Annotated in this window: 26 protein-coding genes and 1 other RNA gene; 14 read left to right on the top strand and 13 right to left on the bottom strand. The window is 65.2% G+C overall.

The window, feature by feature from the left end; all coding sequences use genetic code 11:
• Positions 1-41: 41 nt before the first annotated feature.
• Entirely contained in the window at positions 42-989 is a 948-nt protein-coding gene (locus C8J47_RS08405; protein ID WP_121885239.1) for an RluA family pseudouridine synthase, read from the bottom strand.
• Positions 990-1,006: 17 nt separating this feature from the next.
• Here C8J47_RS08405 and C8J47_RS08400 point away from each other — a divergent pair, with 17 nt between their 5' ends.
• From C8J47_RS08400 to C8J47_RS08355, 10 genes are all read left to right on the top strand, one after another.
• Positions 1,007-1,402 (top strand): M67 family metallopeptidase, encoded by a 396-nt coding sequence (locus C8J47_RS08400; RefSeq protein ID WP_121885238.1) that lies wholly within the window; start codon positions 1,007-1,009, stop codon positions 1,400-1,402.
• Positions 1,403-1,539: 137 nt separating this feature from the next.
• Positions 1,540-2,184, top strand: a complete 645-nt coding sequence (locus C8J47_RS08395; RefSeq protein ID WP_121885237.1) for a histidine phosphotransferase family protein — start codon at positions 1,540-1,542, stop codon at positions 2,182-2,184.
• Positions 2,185-2,302: 118 nt separating this feature from the next.
• Positions 2,303-4,612: a chemotaxis protein CheA gene (locus C8J47_RS08390; protein ID WP_121885236.1), complete on the top strand. Its 2,310-nt coding sequence runs from the start codon at positions 2,303-2,305 to the stop codon at positions 4,610-4,612.
• Positions 4,609-5,037 carry a chemotaxis protein CheW gene (locus C8J47_RS08385; RefSeq protein ID WP_121885235.1) on the top strand — a complete coding sequence of 143 codons (429 nt, stop codon included), beginning with the start codon at positions 4,609-4,611 and terminating at the stop codon, positions 5,035-5,037. Before C8J47_RS08390 ends, C8J47_RS08385 begins: the two co-directional genes overlap by 4 nt.
• A gap of 102 nt (positions 5,038-5,139) precedes the next feature.
• A complete protein-coding gene (locus tag C8J47_RS08380) occupies positions 5,140-5,505 on the top strand; it encodes a response regulator (protein WP_056048393.1) in 366 nt (121 codons plus the stop codon).
• Between the two features lie 13 nt (positions 5,506-5,518).
• Entirely contained in the window at positions 5,519-6,679 is a 1,161-nt protein-coding gene (gene cheB, locus C8J47_RS08375) for a chemotaxis-specific protein-glutamate methyltransferase CheB (RefSeq protein ID WP_121885234.1), read from the top strand.
• Positions 6,676-7,533: a protein-glutamate O-methyltransferase CheR gene (locus C8J47_RS08370; protein ID WP_121885233.1), complete on the top strand. Its 858-nt coding sequence runs from the start codon at positions 6,676-6,678 to the stop codon at positions 7,531-7,533. Before cheB ends, C8J47_RS08370 begins: the two co-directional genes overlap by 4 nt.
• A 162-nt stretch (positions 7,534-7,695) precedes the next feature.
• Positions 7,696-8,385, top strand: a complete 690-nt coding sequence (locus C8J47_RS08365; RefSeq protein ID WP_121885232.1) for an N-acetylmuramoyl-L-alanine amidase — start codon at positions 7,696-7,698, stop codon at positions 8,383-8,385.
• A gap of 196 nt (positions 8,386-8,581) precedes the next feature.
• Positions 8,582-8,966, top strand: an RNA gene (rnpB, locus tag C8J47_RS08360) — RNase P RNA component class A.
• A 60-nt stretch (positions 8,967-9,026) separates the two neighbouring features.
• Positions 9,027-11,048: a hypothetical protein gene (locus tag C8J47_RS08355; RefSeq protein WP_121885231.1), complete on the top strand. Its 2,022-nt coding sequence runs from the start codon at positions 9,027-9,029 to the stop codon at positions 11,046-11,048.
• 45 nt (positions 11,049-11,093) lie between these two features.
• Here C8J47_RS08355 and C8J47_RS08350 read toward each other — a convergent pair whose 3' ends face one another.
• Together C8J47_RS08350 and C8J47_RS08345 are read right to left on the bottom strand one after the other, a co-directional pair.
• On the bottom strand, positions 11,094-11,732 hold the full coding sequence (locus C8J47_RS08350) for a carbonic anhydrase (RefSeq protein WP_056048405.1): 639 nt from the start codon (positions 11,730-11,732) through the stop codon (positions 11,094-11,096).
• Entirely contained in the window at positions 11,729-13,309 is a 1,581-nt protein-coding gene (locus tag C8J47_RS08345) for a SulP family inorganic anion transporter (protein ID WP_121885230.1), read from the bottom strand. Before C8J47_RS08345 ends, C8J47_RS08350 begins: the two co-directional genes overlap by 4 nt.
• A gap of 216 nt (positions 13,310-13,525) precedes the next feature.
• Here C8J47_RS08345 and C8J47_RS08340 point away from each other — a divergent pair, with 216 nt between their 5' ends.
• On the top strand, positions 13,526-14,065 hold the full coding sequence (locus tag C8J47_RS08340) for a J domain-containing protein (protein ID WP_121885229.1): 540 nt from the start codon (positions 13,526-13,528) through the stop codon (positions 14,063-14,065).
• Positions 14,062-14,409 carry a (2Fe-2S) ferredoxin domain-containing protein gene (locus C8J47_RS08335; protein ID WP_121885419.1) on the top strand — a complete coding sequence of 116 codons (348 nt, stop codon included), beginning with the start codon at positions 14,062-14,064 and terminating at the stop codon, positions 14,407-14,409. The genes C8J47_RS08340 and C8J47_RS08335 overlap by 4 nt, the downstream gene beginning before the upstream one ends.
• 54 nt (positions 14,410-14,463) lie before the next feature.
• Here the strand turns inward: C8J47_RS08335 and C8J47_RS08330 are convergent, their stop codons facing one another.
• The 9 genes from C8J47_RS08330 to C8J47_RS19165 all read right to left on the bottom strand — a co-directional run bounded on the left by C8J47_RS08330 (position 14,464) and on the right by C8J47_RS19165 (position 17,708).
• Entirely contained in the window at positions 14,464-14,871 is a 408-nt protein-coding gene (locus C8J47_RS08330) for a SufE family protein (RefSeq protein WP_121885228.1), read from the bottom strand.
• Positions 14,872-14,985: 114 nt separating this feature from the next.
• Complete coding sequence (locus C8J47_RS08325; RefSeq protein WP_121885227.1) at positions 14,986-15,225, bottom strand: hypothetical protein; 240 nt, start codon at positions 15,223-15,225, stop codon at positions 14,986-14,988.
• 9 nt (positions 15,226-15,234) lie between these two features.
• Positions 15,235-15,483, bottom strand: a complete 249-nt coding sequence (locus C8J47_RS08320) for a hypothetical protein (RefSeq protein WP_121885226.1) — start codon at positions 15,481-15,483, stop codon at positions 15,235-15,237.
• Positions 15,484-15,523: 40 nt separating this feature from the next.
• Positions 15,524-15,814, bottom strand: coding sequence for a hypothetical protein (locus C8J47_RS08315; RefSeq protein WP_121885225.1), 291 nt, complete (start codon positions 15,812-15,814; stop codon positions 15,524-15,526).
• An 11-nt stretch (positions 15,815-15,825) separates the two neighbouring features.
• Positions 15,826-16,137: a hypothetical protein gene (locus C8J47_RS08310; RefSeq protein WP_121885224.1), complete on the bottom strand. Its 312-nt coding sequence runs from the start codon at positions 16,135-16,137 to the stop codon at positions 15,826-15,828.
• Positions 16,138-16,164: 27 nt separating this feature from the next.
• A complete protein-coding gene (gene pspC / locus C8J47_RS08305; RefSeq protein WP_056048424.1) occupies positions 16,165-16,548 on the bottom strand; it encodes an envelope stress response membrane protein PspC in 384 nt (127 codons plus the stop codon).
• 1 nt (position 16,549) lies between these two features.
• On the bottom strand, positions 16,550-16,849 hold the full coding sequence (gene pspB / locus C8J47_RS08300; protein ID WP_056048427.1) for an envelope stress response membrane protein PspB: 300 nt from the start codon (positions 16,847-16,849) through the stop codon (positions 16,550-16,552).
• A gap of 1 nt (position 16,850) precedes the next feature.
• Positions 16,851-17,516 (bottom strand): phage shock protein PspA, encoded by a 666-nt coding sequence (gene pspA, locus C8J47_RS08295; protein WP_055878009.1) that lies wholly within the window; start codon positions 17,514-17,516, stop codon positions 16,851-16,853.
• Between the two features lie 48 nt (positions 17,517-17,564).
• Complete coding sequence (locus C8J47_RS19165; protein WP_183129052.1) at positions 17,565-17,708, bottom strand: hypothetical protein; 144 nt, start codon at positions 17,706-17,708, stop codon at positions 17,565-17,567.
• 172 nt (positions 17,709-17,880) lie between these two features.
• Between C8J47_RS19165 and pspF the strand changes: the two genes are divergently transcribed.
• Positions 17,881-18,918 carry a phage shock protein operon transcriptional activator gene (gene pspF / locus C8J47_RS08290; protein WP_121885223.1) on the top strand — a complete coding sequence of 346 codons (1,038 nt, stop codon included), beginning with the start codon at positions 17,881-17,883 and terminating at the stop codon, positions 18,916-18,918.
• 103 nt (positions 18,919-19,021) lie between these two features.
• Here the strand turns inward: pspF and C8J47_RS08285 are convergent, their stop codons facing one another.
• Positions 19,022-20,230, bottom strand: coding sequence for a cation:proton antiporter (locus tag C8J47_RS08285; protein WP_121885222.1), 1,209 nt, complete (start codon positions 20,228-20,230; stop codon positions 19,022-19,024).
• Positions 20,231-20,456: 226 nt separating this feature from the next.
• On the opposite strand from C8J47_RS08285, the gene C8J47_RS08280 reads away from it, so the two are divergent.
• A complete protein-coding gene (locus C8J47_RS08280; protein ID WP_121885221.1) occupies positions 20,457-21,389 on the top strand; it encodes a right-handed parallel beta-helix repeat-containing protein in 933 nt (310 codons plus the stop codon).
• Positions 21,390-21,418 lie beyond the last annotated feature (29 nt).

Here is a 21,418-nt window from a genome sequence, read left to right as displayed (position 1 = left end):
TGCTGACCCCGATTGCCGCGTTGCGGCATAGTGTCGATTATCTATACGTGAAGCTGGGTGAACAGTTCCTGCATGTCTGCGGGCATTTCGCTTTCGAACGCTAAAGCGATGCTTTTCACCGGATGGATGAACCCCAGATGCGCCGCGTGCAAGGCCTGCCGGCGGAAACCGAGCGTTTCGAGCAGCGACTTCTGAGCTTGCTTTGTTCTACCATAGACCGGGTCCCCCAACAAGGCGTGGCCGATCGACGCCATGTGCACGCGCACCTGGTGCGTCCGGCCCGTCTCGAGCCGGCATTCGATCAGCGCCGCATCGCGCAGAGTCTTTATAGTCGAGAAATGCGTTACGGCGCGCTTGCCGCCTTCGACGATCGCGATCTTCTTGCGGTTCTGCGGACTCCGCGCGAGCGGTGCGTTGACCGTCCCGCTCGGCGGGCGCGGGATGCCGCCGACGATCGCCTTGTAGCGGCGGTCGATACTGTGGTCGTGGAACTGCTTGGCGAGCCCTTCGTGCGCGCGGTTCGTCTTGGCCGCGATCATCAGCCCCGACGTGTCCTTGTCGATGCGGTGGACGATGCCCGGTCGCGCGACGCCGCCGATACCCGACAGATTGCCGGCACAGTGGTGGAGCAGCGCGTTGACCAGCGTCCCGTCGAAGTTCCCCGCGGCAGGGTGGACGACGAGCCCGGCGGGCTTGTCGATCACGATGAGGTCGTCATCCTCGTAGGCGACGACGAGCGGGATATCCTGCGCTTCGTTGTGCAGCGGCGTCGGCGGCGGGATCGCAACCGCGAAAACCTGTCCGGCGGCGGCCTTCTTCGCCGAATCGCGCCACTCGCGGCCGTTGAGCGACACCTGGCCCGCGGCGATCAGCGCCTTCAACCGCTCGCGCGACATGTCGGGAAGCACTTCGGCAAGCGCACGATCGAGCCTCCAGCCATCGGTGGCCGGCGTGATCGATGCTTCGACGATGGAAACCCCCCGGTCCATGTCCTACCGATGTGGCGATGAGCGTGACGATTTCAAGCGAATTGCTGCGGCGGTTGGTCGCAGAGGCGGCTGTGTCGCCGGATGCAGAGGTCTGTGGGCTGCTGTTTGGGGCGGCGGAGCGGATCGAAGCGACGGCTGCGTGCGCGAACGTGGCGGCGAACCCTGCGCGGACGTTCGAGATCGATCCGGCCGCGCTGTTTGCCGCGCATCGGCGTGCTCGGGCCGGGGGGCTGGCGGTGGTCGGGCACTACCATTCGCATCCGTCCGGTTTGCCGGTTCCGTCTCCTCGGGATGCGGCGCAGGCTATGGGGGACGGGGCCATTTGGGTGATCCTCGGCGGTGGTGCGGCTCGGGCGTGGCGATCGATAGAAGTGGGTGCGTTTGTCGAGGAGGCGATCAAGGTCATTGGCTAGTGACGCCGACCTTCCTCCCTCCCTATCTAGGGAGGGGGAAGTAGGGATGGCGCGTCCTTCCACGTAAGGCATGCGAAGTTGGCATTGCGCACTTGCCGCCCGGTCGCCACAAGACGCTCCAGAATTAGGGGATTTTCATGACGGTCAGCCCGGTCGATTTCGCGAGCCTGCTCTGTTCGCGCCTGTGCCACGATCTGCTGTCGCCGGTCGGGGCGCTCAACAACGGGCTCGAGCTGCTCGCCGATGAAACCGATCCCGCGATGCGCGATCGGTGCATGGAACTGCTTCACGACAGCGCGCGGGTGTCGGCTAGCAAGCTGAAATTCTTTCGCCTGGCCTTTGGCGCGGCCGGCGGGTTTGGCGAGGCCGTCGACACACGCGAAGCGCGTTCGGCGATCGAGGGGCTGGTCGCGGAGAACAAGCGGATCACGTTCGTCTGGGCGGTCGAGACGTCGGCGATGCCCAAGTCGGCGGTGAAGGTACTGCTCAATCTCGTGCTGGTCGCCACCGAAGCGCTGGTGCGCGGCGGGACGATGGAGGTCGGCGGCGAACACAACGAGGGCCAGCTCGAGATCGTCGTGAAGATCGAAGGCGCCAAGATCGTGCTCGATCCGGAAATTCGCCGGACGCTGGTCGAAGGCGAAGGCCAGCACAGCGTCACGCCGCGCGCGGCGGCGGCCTATCTGATCAACACGCTCGTTCAGGAGGCCGGCGGCACGGTGATCGTGTCCGAACCGGCTGACGGTATCATGATCTTCGGCGCCGTCTTCGACGCGCGCTGACCCGTTCCGCGACGAAACCGGTCCCACCGGCGCGGGCGTCGCGGCCGAAGACCCGCATCGACACTAACGCGCCCTTAACCTCCGCTAGGCATGACCGTGTCTGAAACGCGGGGCGCGCATGGACGATTTGCTAGAGGACTTCATTGCCGAGACGCGCGAAACGCTGGAGGCGATCTCCGGCGAAATCGTCGCGTGGGAATCGGACCCCGCCGATCGCGCCCGGCTCGATTCGATCTTTCGCTTCGTCCACACGGTCAAGGGCAGCTGCGGGTTCCTCGATCTGCCGCGGCTCGGTCGCCTCAGCCACGCGGCGGAGGACGTGCTGGCGGCGGTGCGCGATGGATCGCGCGTTCCCGACACGGCCATGGTCAACGCGGTACTTGCGATCGTCGACCGGATCGGCGAACTGGTCGAGGCGATAGATGCCGGCGCGTCGCTCGACGATACCAGCGAAAGCCTGCTGATCGCCGCGCTCGCACCGGACGCCAAACCGCTGGTGCATGTGGCCAGCGCACCGCAAAGCCGCGCCGCGAGCCGGAGCGTTCGCCTGAACGTCGATCTGCTCGATCACATGATGAGCGGCATGTCCGAGATGGTGCTGGCACGCAACGAGCTTGCCCGGCGGTTGCGCGACAGCGAGAGCAGCGTCGATCCGCAGGTCGAGGCCGCGCTCGAACGCCTGTCGCTGACGGTGGCCGACATGCGTGATACGGTCACCCGGACGCGCATGCAGAAGGTCGACGCGCTGTTCTCCGCCTTGCCGCGCATGGTCCGCGACACGAGCGCGGAGCTGGGCAAGGCGGTCCATCTCGTCATTGAAGGCGCTGACGTCGAGCTCGACCGTGAGATGATCGAATTGATGCGCGATCCGCTCGTCCACATCGTCCGTAATGCGATCGACCACGGCATCGAGGTGCCGGCGATGCGCCGCGCCGCGGGCAAGCCGGAAACCGGCCGTCTGGTGGTGTCGGCACGTCAGTCCGGCAACCAGATCCTGATCGAGATCGCCGACGACGGACGCGGCATCGACGTCGCGCGGATCGTCGCGAAGGCCGAGCAGCAGAAGCTGTACTCGGCGGCCGAACTCGCGGCGATGAGCGACGCCGCCAAGCTCGACCTGATTTTTGCGGCCGGGCTATCGAGCCGCGACGAAGTGACCGCCATCTCGGGCCGCGGCGTGGGCATGGACGTGGTCCGCGCGAACATCGACCAGATCGGCGGCCGCATCGCCTTGACCAACGATCCCGGCCATGGGCTGCGCATCGTCGTCCACGTGCCGCTGACGTTGTCCATCCTGTCGACGATCGTCATCGGCGTCGGCACGCAGCGGTTCGCGATTCCGCGCCAGTCGATCGAGGAGATCGTGACGGTGCGCGGGGACCAGGTTCGGATCGAGACGATCGGCGACGCGGCGGCCGTCACCGTGCGCGGACGTCGCATGCCGATGGTGGCGCTCGCATCGCTGTTCGGACTGGGGGCGGGCCCGCCGCCGACGCTGGTCATCGTTTCGACCCGTGAGGGGGAGTATGCGCTCGGGGTCGACAGCGTCGTCGATACCGAAGAACTGGTGGTGAAGCCGGCGTCGCCCGCGGTGATGGCGACCGGCGTCTATGCTGGCAAGACGCTTCCCGACAACGGTCTGCCGATGCTGCTGCTCGACACGTCGGGAATTGCCGCGGTCGCAGGGCTGCGGTTCGCGCCGACGTTGGCAAACCATGCGGCGGCGGAAGAAGCGGTCGTACCGGGCATTCCCGCATTGTTGTTCGACGATCTGGACGGTCAGCGGCGCGCGATCGCGCTTGCTGTGATCGACCGGGTCGAAGTCGTTCCGACCGACGCGATCCGGTGGAGCGGCGGCGCCATGCGACTGTCGGTCGGCGGCGCCCTCGTCCCGCTCTACGCGGTCGGCGAGTTCGGCGGCCGTGCCGACGTGTCCGTATTGCGGCTTACCGATGGCGAGAGCGAAATGGCGTACGCGATCACCGACGCTATCGAGATCGTCGAATTGCCGGCGGAAGTCGCCCCGGCGCGCCAGGCGATTCCTGGGGGTGGCGGACCGATCGCGGGGGTCGTGCTGATCGACGGCGAGCCGGTCGAACTGGTCGACCCGCATGCGTTGTTCGCCGGCGAACCGATGAAGGCCGCGGCGCCGCCGGTTTGCCTGTTGCAGGTCGACGGGTCGGGCTGGATGGAGACGTTCCTCAAACCCGCGCTGGAGGCGTCCGGCTATCGTTGCGTCACGGCACTCGCAGCGGGAGAAACCGCAGCGGTCGCGTTGGCGATGGAGGATGCGCCGATCCGCGAGACCGCCGCGCCGGTGGTTATGCTCCGGCGCTTCCGCACCGCCGAAGGCGACGATGATGGCAGCATCTACCGCTACGATCGGCCCGCGCTGATCGCGGCGATCGCGGCACGGAGAGCGCAATGAGCGATCTGTTTCTGGTCGCGCATATCGCGGGGCGCGGAGTCGCGATCGATGCGGCGCAGGTCGATTCGGTGGTCGATATCGGCGATATCGTCGCGGTGCCGCGGGCTGGCACATTCGTTCGCGGCCTGGCTGCGCTGCGTAGCCGGGTCGTCACGGTGATCGACACCGGGACCGCACTCGGGCTGGCACCCACGCCCGATACGGCGCGACGCGCGGTCATCACGATGGTCGAGGGGCATCATTACGCGATCCTGGTCGACTCGGTCGAAGACGTTGCACCGTTCCAGCGACTCGCTCTGTCGCCGGGTCTGGCGTTGCAGCACGGCTGGGCCACGGCGGGGACGGGGATCGTCGAGCGCGATGGCGAACCGTTGCTGATCGTCGATCTTGCCGCTCTCATCCCCGCGTCCACGCTGGTGGTGTGAGCCGGCGGCGTGGCGGGAAAAGCGGTTGATCCGCTACCCTTAACCCGCCGCTTACGGTTTGCGGGCTATGACGATCCCAACGATTTCCCCGGAAGGCTTTTGATGAAGACCTGTCTTGTCGTCGACGATTCGAAGGTGATCCGAAAGGTCGCCCGTCACATCCTGGAGACGCTCGAGTTCACCGTCACCGAAGCGTGCGACGGACGCGAGGCGCTGCAGGCCTGCATGGCATCGGTGCCCGACGTGATCCTGCTCGACTGGAACATGCCGGTGATGAACGGCATGGATTTTCTGCGTGCATTGCGCGAAGCGGATGTCCCGCGTCGTCCTAAGGTCGTGTTCTGCACCACTGAAAACGGCATGGCCTATATCCGCGCCGCGATCGAAGCCGGCGCGGACGAGTACGTCATGAAGCCGTTCGACCGTGACACGCTCGAATCGAAGCTTCAGATCGTCGGCATGGCCTGATCCGGACGGTTCGATGACGGCCCGGCCTCATTCCTCCGCACGGCGCATCGCGGACGCCGCCGCCGATACGACACGCGTGTTGATCGTCGACGATTCGGTCGTCGCGCGCGCCGTGATCGCGCGGCTGATCGATGCGAGCGATCGGTTTTCGGTGGTCGGCGCGGTCGGCAATGTCGCCGCCGCGCTGGAGTTCCTCGCGCGGGCGACGGTCGACTTCATCCTGCTGGATATCGAGATGCCGGGCATCGACGGACTGACGGCGTTGCCCGATCTGATCGCGGCGGGGGACGGCGCGAAGGTCATCATCGTGTCGTCGTCGGTCGATAATGGCGGCGCGGCGACCGTTCAGGCGCTCGCGATGGGGGCCGCGGAGACGCTCGTCAAACCGACCGCGAGCGAATTGTCGGCGCGGTTCGGCGCGGCGCTTGTCGCCAAGCTGGAAAAGCTTTGCGAGCATCCGGGACAGCTGCCGCCGGCGCTCGTGGTTCGATCGACGCCATCGCCGCTTCCCGGATCGTATTCCCCCATCACCCAGCCTGCTGTCTCGCGATCTATAGGCATGCCGACGACGCCATCGGCTCGCTGCGCGACCGGCGACGATTACGACATCGTCGCGATCGGTGCGTCGACCGGCGGCATTCACGCCTTGAGCCGGATGTTTCGCGAACTGCCGAGCAGCTTCCGTTTGCCGATCGTCATCACCCAGCATCTGCCGGCATCGTTCATGCCGTATTTCGCCGCACAGATGGCGCTGTTGTCGGGGCGGGTCTGCGAAGTCGCGGTCGACCGGTTGCGGATACGCCCGGGCCGCATCGTCGTCGCGCCCGGCGACGCGCATCTCAAATGCGTCAGGCTCAGCGATGGCGGGGCGGCGTTTCGCCTGACGCACGAGGCCGTCGCCAGCGGGTGCATGCCGTCGGTCGACCCGATGCTGGCGTCGCTGGCCGATGTCTATGGCGCACGGGTCCTGGCGGTCGTGTTGAGCGGCATGGGCCGCGACGGCGCCGAAGGCGCGCGCCGGGTCCACGACGCTGGCGGTTGCGTCGTCGCGCAGGATCAGGAGACGTCGGTGGTGTGGGGCATGCCCGGCGCCGTGGTGGGATCGGGCGTTGCCGACGCGGTATTGGCGCCCGACGCGATCGGTCGTCTCGTCGCATCGCGACGGCGCGCATGACTCATGCGGCACTCCCCGCGTCGCTCCCCATGTCGGTCGCCTCGCCGACCGCGGTCAGCGTTCTCACCGCATTGCTGGAGGCGCGGACCGGGCAGCAGATCGCGGCCTATCGATCATGGCGCCTCGATACGGCGTTGAAACCGCTGTTGCGCGACCAGAAGCTGGATACGCTCGATCAGTTGGTGACCCAGTTGCTCAAGGGAAGCGACCGGCTGATCGGCGACCGGATCGTCGATGCGCTGGTCAATCAGGAAACCTCGTTCTTTCGCGATGCGCACATTTTCGAGACGATCTTCGAGGCGATCGCCGCTGCCGAAAACACCGGTCAGCGTGCGCGAATCTGGTGCGCGGGCTGTTCGACCGGTCAGGAACCGCTGTCGCTGGCAATGCTGTTTGCGGAACGGCAGGAAACCACCGGCGCCGCGATGCCGGAAATCATCGCCACCGACGTCTCCGATGCGGCCATCGTCCGGGCGCGGACGGGGCGCTTCTCGCAGTTCGAAATCCAGCGCGGGTTGCCGGTTCGCCGGATGGTCCGCTGGTTCGATACCACCGGGAGCGATTGGGTCGCCAAGCCGGAACTGGCCAAGGCGATCGCGTTTCGCCGGATGAACCTGGTCTCGGATCAGCCGCCCCCGGGTCGGTTCGATATCGTTCTGTGCCGCAATGTCCTGCTGTATTTGTCGAGCGAGACCAAGCTGCACGTCTTTCCGAAGATCGCCGCGGCGATGCGGCCGGGCGGACTTCTGGTCATGGGCGCCGGCGAGACCGTGATCGGCCAGACCCGCGTGTTCGAGCCCAGCAAGCGCTTTCGCGGCTGTTACGAGACGCAAGGACACCCAGGCCGAAGCTGACGGTATCGTCTAGGCGCTGGCGGCACCGATCAGTATCTGCCGCAGCCTATTACTTCGGCAACCCGTTGACGCTATTGATCTCGTTGGGCAGTGGTCGGGTGGTACACGGCGTCGCGGCGCCCTCTGTGCCACGCGTGCAGAACGGCTCGAAGGGAAGCTGGCTTGAAGTTCATCGAGACGCCGTCACCCAATTTCGACGATCGCACGCTGCCCATCACCATGATCGTGCTTCATTATACCGGCATGAAGGACGGCGCATCGGCGATCGCCCGGCTGCGCGATCCCGAGGCGAAGGTGTCGTCGCATTACCTGGTCGAAGAGGATGGCACGGTCCTGCGGATGGTCGCCGAGGACCAGCGCGCCTGGCATGCGGGGAAATCACACTGGCGCGGGATCGAGGACGTCAATTCCGCGAGCATCGGCATCGAGATCGTCAATCCCGGTCACGAGTTCGGCTATCGCCCGTTCCCACCCGAGCAAATCGCATCGGTCGTGGCGCTGGTCGGCGAGATCAAGGATCGCCACGAGATCACCCGCGGCAACATCGTCGGCCACTCCGATATCGCGCCGACGCGTAAACGTGACCCGGGCGAGCTGTTCCCGTGGCACGAACTGGCACGGCGGCGACTGGCATTGCCACGGCCAACCAAGAATTTGATGGATCCTGGCTGGATCGAGGGCGGCTTCTGTCTCGCGCTCGAACGCTTCGGCTACGACGTCGAGAACCGGATGGCGGCGACGATGGCGTTTCAGCGGCGGTTTCGCCCGGAACTGGTCGATGGCGAGGTCGATGCGGAGTGCCGCTGCATTCTGCTGGCGTTGTTGCTGCCGAAACCGATTGGCGACGACTGACGTCTTTCTCCCTTCCCTGAAAGGGAGGGGCAGGGGTTGGGTCGGTTTCCACATCGTGCCAGGGTTGCTACCAAAACCGGCCAACCCACCCCCGACCCCTCCCTTTCAGGGAGGGGAGAGCGTCGCGCGTGTCGGAGAGCTTTTTGGCCACGAAAACGGTGGTGCATCGCCCGCACTCACGCTAGGGCTCGCGTCGCCAGAGGGTCGGGCGGCCGCGGGTGTTTTCGGACACGCGAGGAAAGTCCGGGCTCCGCGAAACGACGGTGCCGGGTAACGCCCGGCGAGGGTGACCTCAGGGAAAGTGCCACAGAGAGCAGACGGCCAACCCTCGGCTTCGGTCGGGGCGGTCAGAGTGAAAGGGTGCGGTAAGAGCGCACCGCGCGCCTGGTAACAGGGGCGGCACGGCAAACCCCACCGGGAGCAAGATCGAATAGGGGTGGCACATGGGCTTCGTTTCAGCTCGTCACCCGGGTTGATTGCTTGAGGCGGCGGGTAACCGTCGTCCTAGAGGAATGGTCGCCTAACTTCCGTATCGAAGGATCGGAAATGGACAGAACCCGGCTTACAGACCCTCTGGCATCCTTCCCCGAACCGTAGCAGACTGCGCGCAAATGATGCGGGGTTGCGACGTGGGGGATGTGATGCGGATCAAGACGATCGCGCTGTTGAGTGCCGGCGTGTTGGCGATGGCGGGCGGGCTTGTGCCTGTAGGCGCGCAGACGCCGCCGCCGTCGACGACGGTCCAGCAAGATTTCGATGCAGCAACCGCGCTGGATGCCAAGCCCGATCGCACGGCGTCACTGGCGGCCTGGGAAAAGCTGGAAACACGGACCAAGGCCGGGTCGCGCAGCCGCGGCATCGTACTGGTCCGCAAGGCGCCGACGCTGTTCGCGCTGAACCGCGCCGACGAATCGGTGAAGGCCGCACGGGCAGGGCTCGCCTTGCTTCCGGCGGACGACGCCAGTCTCGCGGAGGATCGGACGCGCGCGTTCCTGATCCTGGGCCAGGTCGCGACCGATACGCTCGATTACGCAGGCGCCGTGACCGCGCTGCAGCAGGCGGAGGCGAGCGCCCTCACCACGGGGGACAAGCTGGGCGCGATGCTGGCGTTGGCGACCGCGCAGGTTTTCATAGATCCCACTGCAGCCGCCGCTACTTTGGCACGAAGCGACACGTTGATCGCTAAGTCGAAGCTCGAAAACAGCGTAGCCGCGCGGTTCGCGCGCGAGCGGACGCTCCTGAAACTCAATACTGGCGATATCGCCGGCGCCCGTGCGAGCGCGTTGCAGGCGATCAGGCTTCTCGGCGGCCTCGAAACGGACAAGGTCGATATCATGGACGCCTCGGCACGGTCCGACGCCGCGATTGCGTTCCTGCTGGGGGGCAACGCGGAAGAGGCACGGCGGTACATGGCCTATACCGGTGCAGGGCGCATGGTGAAAGGTTCGTTCGATCCCGCCGCGGAGATGCGCTCGCCCGATTGTGGCGGCGATGCCGGTCTCAAGCCGCAGGACGTCGCGGTGGTCGAGTTCAACATCGCATCCGACGGCACGATCGACCAAGCGGTGCCGATCTATGCCGCGGGTGGCGGTCAGGTCGCGCTGGAGTTCGCGCGCGCCGTCAAGGGATGGTCGTGGCCTGCCGAAAAGGTCCAGGCGATTCCGGCGTTTTATCGCTATCACGTGCGGGTCGAGATGCGCTGTTCGACCGCGTTCCAGCGGCCGTCGATCGGCGACGGGTTGGACGGTGTGCTGGAGCAATGGCTCTCCAGCAAGGGCGTCACGGTAGCGCCCGAACCGGTGGGGCCGCAGGCGGCAGCGCTCGCAGGGCAGCGGGCCGAACTCGCTTCGGCGGCGGCCCAGTCGCCTGACGGTTTGCGCACGCTCGCCGCCATTTACCGCCTGACGAGCAATCCGACCGTCGCGCGCGAAGAGCGGGCTGCACTGTACGCACGCGCTCTGGCGATCGCGAAGGCCAACGATGCGCCCCCCAGTGCGCGACTCACCTTCGATTTGCCAGGACGCGTCGATGCGGTCACCGATATCTGGAAGCCGGGTGTCTTTGAGCGCACGCTGACGCCGATGGTATCGGAACCCGTCTATGCGAACGATCCTCAGGCGCGAGCGGCGATCCGGCTGATCATGGTCGATGGCGCCGTTGCACGGACGCGAAAGTCCGAAAAGAACGACACGGCGATCGTCACGCTTCGGCAAGTGGCGGACGACAAGGCGTTGCGGCCGAACGATCCGCTCCGCGTCGGCGCGCTGATCCGGATCGCGTCGATCGAGGAACGCAACGGTCAGATCGATGCGGCGCGCGCGACGTTCGCCTCCAGTGGCCTGACGGCGAACCAGTGTGCGATCATGGATGCACCGCCCAAGATGGTATCCAAGCCCGGATCGGAAGCGTTCCCGATGGAAGCTCAGCGATGGGGTTTCGAAGGCTGGACCCAGGTTCAGTACGACATCGGCGCGGATGGCAACGTTGTCAACCAGCGCGCACTGTTGAGCTATCCGCCGTTCATCTTCTCCGAAGCGGGGACCAAATTCTTCACGATGGCGAAATATGCCAAGACTTATCGGCCCGACGGAGGCCTCGGTTGTGGTGCCACGACGAGCCGCATCAAGTTTCTGCTGCCAGAATCGGCGCGGCGCGGATCGTGACTTTTAGCTAACTCCCTCTCAACGACCGTTGGGAGGGAGCAAGCCCTACACCAGCACCTTGTCCGGCCGGCCGACCTCTTCAAGCACGGTCGTCGAATCGATCTCCATCATCGGTTTGATCAGCCCGTCGCGGATGTCGTAGACCCAGCCGTGGAGCAGCACTTCCTGCCCGCGCGCGAACGCGCCCTGGATCGTCTTGGTACGCGCAAGGCGGAGGAGTTGGTCGCGGACGTTGACCTCGACCAGTCGGTTGACCTTTTGCTCGCGGTCAGGCTGCGCGTCGATCTCGTCGGCATGGTCGTGCAGGACGCAGCGCGCGGTCGAGAGCCAGTCGTCGACCGGCCCCGTCGTGCCGCCGTCGAGCGTCGCGCGGATCCCGCCGCACGCATAATGCCCGCAGATGATGATGTGCCGGACGCCGAGCACGTCGACCGCATATTGCAGCACCGACATCAGGTTCATGTCGTCGTCGTTGACGAGGTTGGCGATATTGCGGTGGATGAACATGTTGCCCGGCGGCGTCATCGTCATCTGTTCCGGGCTGACCCGGCTGTCCGAACAGCCGATCCACAGGAACTCCGGGTTCTGCCCGACCAGCTGACGCTGGAAGAAATCCGCGCTTTCCTCGATGATCTCGGCCGACCACGCCTTGTTGGCGAGCAGGAGCTGTTTGTACTGCCTCATGCGAAACGGACCTCGGTCTGGGGGGCGTTGATCAGCTTGACCGTGCGCAGCGCGAGATCGCCGCGGATGAGCACGGTGATGCCGCGATACGCGGCGCCCTTGATGAACGCGTTGATGATGTCGACATTGTCGAGATCGACATAGCTGGTCGACGACAGGTCGATCAGCAGGTTCGCGTTGTCGGGCACCTTGGCGAGCGACTTCTGCAACTCGTATTTATGGATGAAATACAGATTGCGTCGCGCCCGGACGAGGCAGTCCTCGTCGTCGCAGGCAAAGGTGATCGCGGTGCGGAAGTTACGCGCAACGACGAACACGAAGCCGACGGCCAGGCCGATGACGATGCCTTCGAGAAGGTCGGTGAACAGGATCGCAGCCACGGTGACGACGAACGGAATGAACTGCGTCCAGCCCTGCTTGAAGCGTTCGGTGTACAGCTTGGGCTTGGTCAGCTTGTAGCCGGTCGCGATCAACACCGCGGCGAGTGCGGACAGCGGGATCAGGTTCAACACCGCGGGTATCAGCGCGACGCTGACCAGCAGCCAGAAGCCGTGCAGGATCGTCGACAGCTTGCTCTCGGCCTTCGCATCGACGTTCGCCGACGAGCGCACGATCACCGAGGTGACGGGGAGGCCGCCGATCAGGCCGGACAGGATGTTGCCGCCGCCCTGCGCCATCAGCTCCCAGTTCTTGTCGGTCGAGCGACGGCGCGGATCGATCTCGTCAACCGCCTTGACGCTCAGCAGCGATTCGAGGCTGGCGACGATCGCGAGCGTGACCGCGCTGCTCCAGACGATGCCCATCGTGATCCCCGAGAAGTCGGGGAAGGTGAACAGCGACGGGAATTGCGACAGTGTCTGCGTGATCGGCACCTGGACGAGGTGCGTTGCCTGGAGTTGCCAGTCGGGCTTCACCAAACCGAGCAGCATATTACCGAAGATGCCGATCAGCACGACGACCAGCGGACCGGGGACGAAGCGCAGGGGGCCGTCCTTCGGCTTGGCGCCATCCCACCAGAACAGGAAGGCGAGGCTGACGCCGGCGATCAGGATCGCGCCGGGCGTCACGCTGGCCGAAAGGCTGTCGAGGATCCTCGAGAAGGTGTTGACGCCGTTGGCGGTGGTGAATTCGAAGATGCCCACCGCCTCGCGGTCGAAGCCGACGGCGTGCGGGATCTGCTTCAGGATCAGGATCAGACCGATCGCGGCGAGCATGCCGGTGATGACCGATGACGGCACGAACTCGCTGAGGATACCGGCGCGGGTCAGCGAGAAGCAGATCTGCAGAACGCCCGACAGCACGACCGCCATCAGGAACATCTGGTAGCTCGGCATGCTCTCGATCGCGGTCAGCACGATGACGGTCAGGCCGGCGGCAGGGCCGCTGACCGACAGCGGCGACTTCGAGAACAGGCCGACCGCGATGCCGCCGACGATGCCGGAAATGATGCCAGCGAACAGCGGCGCGCCGGACGCGAGCGCAACGCCGAGACAGAGGGGCAGCGCAACGAGCGCGACGACGACGGAGGCGGGAAGATCCGCGCGCCATGTGGTAAGCTTTGGAATGAGAGTCGGCACCAGTGCTCCTGTCGCTAAGGTGTCGGCTGGGAATACGTCCGCACCGGACGCATCTATCCATGCCACATGACAAATAGTTCATGTTCATTAATCGATGAACGGTGGCTGACTCAAGGCGGAATGTTGCGACGCGGAAGATAGTTGGAACGGACGAGTTTGACGGGGCTTCGTCACGCGCGGTTGCGTTGTCCGTGGGGACGCCTATCTCGGGCCGCTATGGCTCGAAGCACGACACGATCTTCCGACTGGGGTTTTCCGCGCTGGCGCGAATATGGCGCGAGCAGCGAGGCGGTGACCGTCCGGCTATGCGATCGGCATGGCTGCAACGAGCCCGGTAATTGTCCGGCACCGAAATCGCCCAACAGCCCGGACCGTTGGTATTTCTGCATGAACCACGCCGGCGAATATAATCGCGGCTGGAATTACTTCGAAGGCTTGAGCGCGGAGGAAGCGGCCGAGCGCGAGGCGGCGGAGACGCGCACGGCTGACGGCTACACCGATCCCAAGCATTATACCTGGGCTGGCTCGGGCGACGGCAGCCGGTCGCGTGACGAGATGCGTGCGTTGGAGGTGCTGGACCTGGAGCCGGACGCCACGTTCGAGGACGTGCGCGCGGCGTGGCGGCGGATGGCAAAGGCGAATCACCCGGACGTGCGGCCGAACGACAAGGACGCTGCGAAGCGGTTTCAGGGCGTGCAGGCAGCATACGAGGTTCTGAAGGTGGCCGAAGACCAGCGGACGTGGAAACCGGCGTGATCCGTGTCCTCGCCAGTCGCTGGCAGGGTAGCGTTCTGGTCTGCGGGAAATGCTCGAAGAAGCTGGATGGCGGGTTTGGCGAAAAGGGCCGGACGCCACTCGTTAAGCTGTTGCGTCAGGCGCTCGGCGTGAAGAAGGGCCGCAAGGCGGATCGCGGCGTGGTCGAGGTCAAGTGCCTCGGCGTGTGTCCGAAGAACGCGGTCGTGATGGTCGACGGCGCTCGGCCTGACCGGTGGATGCTGGTGCCGGCGGGTGCCGATGCCGACGAGGTCGTCGCGACGCTTAGCGAACCCGCTAGCGTGCCCTCACCCTCGCCGCTTACGGCGTCTCTCCCTTTCCTCTGAGGGGAGAGGGAAGGGGCCCGCGGCCGCTTGGCCGTGGGAGGTGTGGGCATGGCCTCACCCCGCGTATCGCTCGGCCGTCTCGCGGATCAACGCGATCATGTTCGGTATCCCCTGCGTGCGGTTCGAGCTCAGCTGCTTGCTCAGGTCGAACGGTTCGAGCTCAGCCTTGATATCGGTCGCGACGATTTCACTCGGTGCCTGATCCTGCACCGTCAGCAAAACCAGCGCGATGATCCCCTTGGTGATCGCCGCATTCGAGTCCGCGAGGAAGTGCAGCCGGCCATCGTCGGTCGTAGTCGGATACACCCAAACCGACGCCGAACAGCCACGCACCAACGTCGCATCGGTCTTGAGCGCATCCGGCATCGGTTCGAGCTCTTTGCCGAGGTCGATCAGAAGACGGTAGCGGTCGTCGGGTTCGAGGAAGTCGTATTCCTCGCGAATGTCGGTGAGAGTGGGCATGTGCCGGTTGGTAGCGGGTCGAGTGTTGCGCCACAACTACAGTGTTCCCCCGCGAAGGCGGGGGTCCAGACTGGGCCGCCGCCTTCGCGGCGGAACAAGTCTTCGGGTCGGGGCCTAAAGATCCACCCCGGCAGCGATCGCCTCGAGCTTCTTGATCCGCTCCTTCAAGTCGGCGATCTCGATCCGCGACCCCGTCGACACTGCGACCGGCATGCGGCCGTCTTGTGTATGATCCAGCTCCAGCCGCCGCAGCGAGAGCCATCCGCGCCATCCGGCCAAGCCACCGGCCACGATCATCGCCAGCCCCGCAAGGCTCGCCAGCGCCAAGGTGATATAGACGTTAGGGTCGATCATGTCCGCCTCCTAGCGGTCGCGGAGCCGCTCGATCTCTCGGTCGAGATCGACGCTCTTGTGGTTGTCGGTGATCACGCGCTCCAGCACCTGGATGCGCTCCTTCATCTGCTGCACCTCATCACGCAGACGCGCGGCCTCGGGATCGTTCATTAACGAGTTTCCCTCGGCATGCCGCCCGCTCTTGTGCCGAGATTTGACGATCCCGGCGATCATCACGATCAGCACGATCATCACGACCATCACTTGTCCACCATTCATGACCTAATCTCCTGTGATCTTTGGTTCGGTTAAGCGGCGCTCAGTTGAGCGGGATTCTGTCGAGCGGGCGGTCGTCGCGGAGTTGCTCGATCTCGGTCGACAGCGCGATGCCCCGGTCGGTGACGATCCGTTCCAATACCCGCACCCGTTGTTCCAGGCGCTCGGTGTGCGCTGCATATTGCGCGGACTTCTCGGCGGTCTGCGCATTGAGCGCGGTCGCCATGCGCTCCTTGTGCTTGATCCAGTCCTTGAAGACGCTGCTACCGATCCCGAGGATGACCGGCAGGCCGATCACGATGAAGACGAGCAGGAAGATCGTGAAGTTGTTCATGATCCTCGTCCTCAGTGATCGCGAAGGGCTTCGATCTCGCGAGCGGTGCGCTCGGCGGGATCGGTGGCGATGCGTTCGAGGACCGCGATCCGCTCTTCGAGGCGCGATACCTGCCCGGTCAGACGCTCGTTCTCGGTGCTAAGCAGTTCGACCTTCCGGTCGGCGGCCGGATCTTGCTTCTGCGCGCCGCCCCAGTTCATCGTGCTTCCCCAGTCGTCGCTCGGCGGATAGCCGTGCTTGGTACGGATCCAGTTGTTGACGATCCAGCCGAAGGTCGTGATCGCGATGATGGCGATAATGAAACCTGGTCCACCCCAAGCCATAGTCTGTCTCCCTGTAGACGCCGCGTCTCAGCGCAGGCTGTCGATCTCTGCCGCGAGGCTGTTGCTGGAGCGGCTGGTATAGTGCGTTTCGATGTCGGCAAGTCGGCGGTCGATGTCGCGGAACTTGCTGCGGACCTCGGCGGTCGACCGCTTCGGGTTCGAGCGGACGCCCTGCCAGAACTTCGCGTCGTCGGGCGTCTCGTAAAGGCCGATCGGCTTGGCGTGCCCCATCCACGCGACCATCCAATAGGCCAGCAGCGTCCAGGGAAAGCCGCCGGCGAGCGTGAGGACGACCATCCCGACCCGGACGAAGAGCGCATCGATGCCGGTATAGTCGGCGATCCCGGCGCAGACGCCCTTCCACTTGGCATTCTGTTTATCGAGGTAAAACTGTGTGCGGCTGGCAGACATTTCAGTTCCTCCGATCGAGGGGGCGATCCAATGGGCGTTCGGACTGACGATCCGAAAGATACGGCGACTGCGTTGTGCCGAGGCCCGGCTTCCAGTCGGGGTTGTCGGCGGCGATGATCCGTTCGACGGTCATCACGCGGTCTTCGAGGCGACGTGCGAGCGCCTGCATCTCGTCGAGCAGTCGTTCGTCCTCTTCAGTGATCCGCGGCGCCTGCTTCCACTTGGTGATGTAGTGCAGGATCACCCAGGGCAGCCCGATGAAGAGAATGCCGCAGACCAGAACTGGCATGAAATCATCCATCTCAATCGTCCTTCTTCATGCGCGCTTTGAGCGCGGCGAGCTGGGCGTCGACCTTGTCGTTGCTGCGCAGCTCGGCGATTTCCTCTTCGAGCGTCTTGACGACCCCAAGCCCCATCGCATCCGCGCGGCCCTCGGCCTCGTCGACGCGGCGGTCGAGGATGTCGAAGCGGCTGAACGCCTCGTGCGTCTTCGGCCCGTTGTACATCTCACGCAGCCGGGTGCGGTTGTTCGCGCTCTCGAGCCGGGTCTGCACCGCGTTCTGCTTAGTGCGCGCCTCGCGAAGCTTGGTCTGAAGTTTGGCGATGTCTTCCTCGGAAGCCCGAAGCGCATCGTCGAGCACGCCGACCTCGGCCTTCAACTGCTCGGCCATATCGAATGCCTTCTGGCGCTCGACCAAGGCTGCCTTGGCGAGGTCCTCGCGGTCCTTGCTCAGCGCCAGTTCGGCCTTCTCGGTCCAGTTGTCCTGGAGCTGCTCCAGCTTCGAGATATGGCGGCGCATCTCCTTCTGGTCGGCGATGGTGCGCGCGGCGGAGGCGCGAACCTCGACGAGCGTTTCCTCCATCTCGAGGATGATCATGCGGATCATCTTCGACGGATCTTCGGCCTTCTCGATGAGATCGGCGAAGTTGGCGGCGACGATGTCGCGGGTGCGGGAAAAGATGCCCATGTAAATCCTACTCCAGGGGTCGGCCCGAGGCTCTAAGCCTTCGGGGTCTTAGGCCACGATTGCGGTATGAACTGCAACGGGCGTTGCGTTGGTTGCGATCGCGGGGCCGACTGCGCCGAGGACGCAGGTTGCGCTGACGACGATGGTGCAGAGGGTGGCAGCGACGGTGCGGGCGATGTTGGTGTTGAACATGGTGGGTCCCCTTTAAGGATGGTTGGTTGCGCTATTCGGCGGGCTGCCTGAAGCATTGCATCTCTCGTGCCAGTTTTGAAAATGGCGGATTTGCAGGGGTTTGTGCGATTTCGACTGCCGGGGTGGCACCGTAAGCTTGCCAAGAGTTGGGAATTCGCGCCACATCTTCGCTATGGAGCGAACAACCCAGGTCATCGGCGAGTCCGGCACGTTCATGGCGGCGCTCGAACGCGCATCGCGGGCGGCGGCGCTGGACCGTCCGGTGCTGGTGATCGGCGAGCGCGGAACGGGCAAGGAACTGGTCGCCGAGCGCCTCCACCGCCTGTCTCCCCGGTGGGATCAGCCGCTGGTGATCATGAACTGCGCGGCGTTGCCCGAGACGCTGATCGAGGCGGAATTGTTCGGGCATGAGGCTGGCGCGTTCACCGGCGCGACCAAGGCGCGGGTAGGGCGGTTCGAGGAGGCCGATGGCGGCACGCTGTTCCTCGACGAACTCGGCACGCTGTCGATGGCGGCGCAGGACCGGCTGTTGCGCGCGGTCGAGTATGGCGAGATCACGCGGATCGGCTCGTCGCGACCGATGCGCGTCGACGTGCGGATCGTGGCCGCGACCAACGAGCATCTGCCCGACAAGGTCGACCGCCACGAGTTCCGCGCCGATTTGCTCGACCGCTTGTCGTTCGAGGTGGTGACTCTGCCGCCTCTGCGCGCGCGGACTGGGGACGTGGTGGTGCTCGCCGAGCATTTCGGGCGGCGCATGGCGTCGGAGCTGGGGCGCGAACGCTGGGAGGGATTCGGCCCTGCGGCGATGGATGCACTGATCGCGTATCGCTGGCCCGGCAACGTGCGTGAGTTGCGGAATGTCGTCGAGCGCGCGGTGTACCGCTGGGAACAGGCGGGGCCGATCGATGCGATCGAGATCGACCCGTTCCAGTCGCCACACCGGCCGGGCGCTTCGAGCGCGCCGAAGCCTATGGTTGTGGCGCCGCGTCCCGCCGAACCGGATGAAGGCGAGGACCCGGTCGTCGCGTGCGAAGAAGGCCCTTCGGACTTCAAGTCCCGCGTATCGCGCTTCGAGCGCGACTTGCTCTCTCGCGCGTTGTCGGAACACCGCTTCAACCAGCGCGCCACCGCCGAGGCGTTAGGCCTGAGCTACGACCAACTCCGCCACGCCCTCAAACGCCACGACCTCCTCAACGCAGGCGGTTGAACCGCTGCCACCCGTCATCCTGACGAAAGTCAGGATCCAGAGCCAAGCAGGACGGCGTTCGTAACCCTGGATCCTGACTTTCGTCAGGATGACGAGGAGAGCGTCAGCCGCTCTTCCCCACCAACCCCGCCAGCTTCTTCAACTTCGGCGCGACGATCGGCACTGTCAGCATCGTGCTCGCCAGCGCCATCAGCAACAACGCCGTGAACGTCTCATTCGTAATGATCTTCTTATCCAGCAGGATGTTGACGAAGATGATCATGATCAGCGCCTTGGTCTGAAGCAGCCAGCCGATCGCCGACGCCTCGCCCGGCCGCCACTTCAGGATCCGCCCGGCCGCGTGAACGCCGGCCAGCTTGCCGCCGACCGACGCGACCAGCAGCAACGCCGCCGCGCCGAACACCGCATAGCCGCCGACCGCCCACTGCGTCTTCAAGCCCGTCGACAGGAAGAACACCGGCATCACCGCAAGCAGAACGAAGTGACGGAACTGGTCCATCTTCGCCGTCGTGAACCATTTCGAATCGAGCACCGCGCCCGACAGGAACGCGCCGACCATGAAGTGCAGACCCGCCCAGTCGGCCGCGAACCCGCACCCGGCGAGCCAGATCAGGCTGACATACCAGCGATCGCTCTCCTCGATCCGCGCCATCAGTTTCCGCACGATCAACGTGGCCACGGCGAACCCAACGAGGAAGCCGCCCTGCCGACCGACGCGCTCCCAATCGAGCAGGATCAGCGCGAGCACGCCCCAGATCGCGATGTCGTCGAGGCTGGCATAGCGCAGGATCCGTTGGCCGATCGGCTGACGCAGCACGTCGAGCTTTTCTAGGAACAGCACGAGGATGGGCAGCGCGGTGACCGCACATGCCATGCCGATGCCGAGCACCACCTGCCACGTCGCGCCGTCCGGCCCCCGCCAGCCCGGATAGCGCAGCATCAGCATCGCGGCGATGCTGCCCGTGATCAGCGGCACCGCTAGCGCCAGCCCCGCCGTCACTCCGGTCTCGCCGCGCCGCTTCCAGGCCTCGCCGAGGTCGAGTTCGATGCCGGCGACCCACACGAACATCATCACCGCCCACCAGGCGATCCCGTTCAGCGAGCCGAGCGTCGCGGGCGTGAAGACCGTCGCGTAATAATCGGGATAGGCCGCGCCGAGTACGCCCGGCCCTAGCAGGATGCCGCCGAAGATCTGCACCACCACCAGTGGCGCCCAGTAATCGGTACGCCCGAGCCGCCACACCAGATACGGCACGGTAAAGATGATGAGTATCGCGAGGAGGAAGACCTCCGTCGGCGTCATGGCGTGCATGCAGATCCCCCGGCGCCGATCGGTTCCCCCGCCGGCTTCGTTTCGGGCGCACACTATCCGCGGGTCGGTGCGGCGGCAATCGGCTGATGGTCGCGGTCCACCACGCGGGGCCTGCGCCATTGCGGGACACCTAAAGCGGCTGACATGGAGCGGTGCGACCTGATACGCCGTGCGTCACCGTCGGTGCCGTGCGCCGGGCGGGCCGGTACCCGCGAAAGGATTTCCCATGAGACGATCGTTGTTTGCGCTGGCGTTGCTGGCGGCGCCGGCTTGGGCGCCCGCCTTTGCTCAGGGCACCGCGCCGTTCACCGTCAACGGACAGGGATTCGCGACGTTGCAGGAGGCGGTGACGTCGATCCGGATGGGGACCGCGACGATCCTGATCGCCCCCGGCACCTATCGGCAGTGCGCTATCCAGCAGGGCGGCCACATCACCTTCAAGGCGGTTCAGCCCGGCAAGGCGATCTTCGACAGCGTTGCCTGCGAGGACAAGGCGGCGCTGGTGCTGCGCGGCAACGGGTCGGTGGTCGATGGCCTCGTCTTCCGCGGCTACCGCGTGTCGGACGGCAACGGCGCCGGCATCCGTACAGAGTCGGGCGACCTCACCGTCACGAACTCCATGTTCCTCAACAGCCAGGAGGGAATTCTGGGCGGCCAGCCGACCAACCAGCGGATCACGATCGACCGGTCGACCTTCTCGGGGCTTGGCCAGTGCGACCAGTCGCCAAGCTGTGCGCACTCGATCTATCTCGACAACAAGGGCAGCATCTCCGTCACCAATTCTCGGTTCGAGCGTGGCAACGGCGGGCATTACGTCAAGCTGCGTAGCCCCACGGTCACGATCACCGACAACAGCTTCGACGATACGGCGGGGCACAAGACCAATTACATGATCGATCTCCCCGAAGGCGCGACCGGCCTGATCGCGCGCAACACCTTCGTCCAGGGCAAGGACAAGGAAAACCATTCGGGGATGATCGTCGTCGCGGCGGAGGCGCGGACCTATCCGTCGACCGGCCTGCGTGTCGAGAACAACGACGCGCGGCTGTCGCCGGGTGACACCACCAACCCGGCGTTCCTGATCGACTTCAGCCACGACAAGCTCGCGATCGGCGCGAACCGGTTGGGTGCGGGGCTTCGGGCGTTCGAGACGCGGTGACGAGCGGCGGGGGTGGCGTGCTGGGTGCG

This window comes from Sphingomonas sp. PP-F2F-G114-C0414 (genome assembly GCF_003688595.1).
Classification (GTDB): domain Bacteria; phylum Pseudomonadota; class Alphaproteobacteria; order Sphingomonadales; family Sphingomonadaceae; genus Sphingomonas.
The sequence above is the reverse complement of the archived record's forward strand: the minus strand, read 5'-3'. Positions and strand labels throughout refer to the sequence as shown.